This is a genomic window from Dellaglioa sp. CoH-56-MRSF-14, from assembly GCF_056782115.1.
Map to the genome: position 1 here is coordinate 1 of NZ_JBXAYB010000030.1, position 447 is coordinate 447.

Below are 447 nucleotides of genomic sequence, written 5' to 3' on the forward strand. Positions count from 1 at the left end.
GCACCTCGATGCTATCGAGGAAACACCTGCGCCTAAAAAGCGTGGTCGTCCGCCCCTTCCCAAAAACACGGGACAGACACCAAAAGGTCGTGACCGTGATCAGCCTGTAACTGACGTTGTTGTGGTGAAGCCCGAGCGCGATCCGCTTGAGGATGACGACGATGACATGGGACTAACCGTGAGTCGAAAGCGTCGAGAGGTAGTGACCGTTGATGAGGACGGCTCACGAATCTCGCGCCTCAAATCAGGCTCTCTTAACTCGATTCTGGGCGACGATGCCGAGAACATACAGCAGCTCTTGGAGGTCGGTGATTCTGATTCGGCAGCATCCGTGATTCAGAAGCGCGCTCTTCAAACCTGTATTGATCTTGTTGCCGAAGTCGAAAACGGGATTCGCGAATCGAAGGGACGCTATGGTGTTCACTCGTTCAACAACCTGATGATGAC

General features: G+C 53.7%; 1 protein-coding gene. It reads left to right on the forward strand.

Going from position 1 to position 447, the window contains the following annotated elements; all coding sequences use genetic code 11:
* Positions 1 to 447: hypothetical protein (locus AC1RPX_RS07715; RefSeq protein ID WP_481763321.1), on the forward strand; the 447-nt coding region annotated here is incomplete at both ends.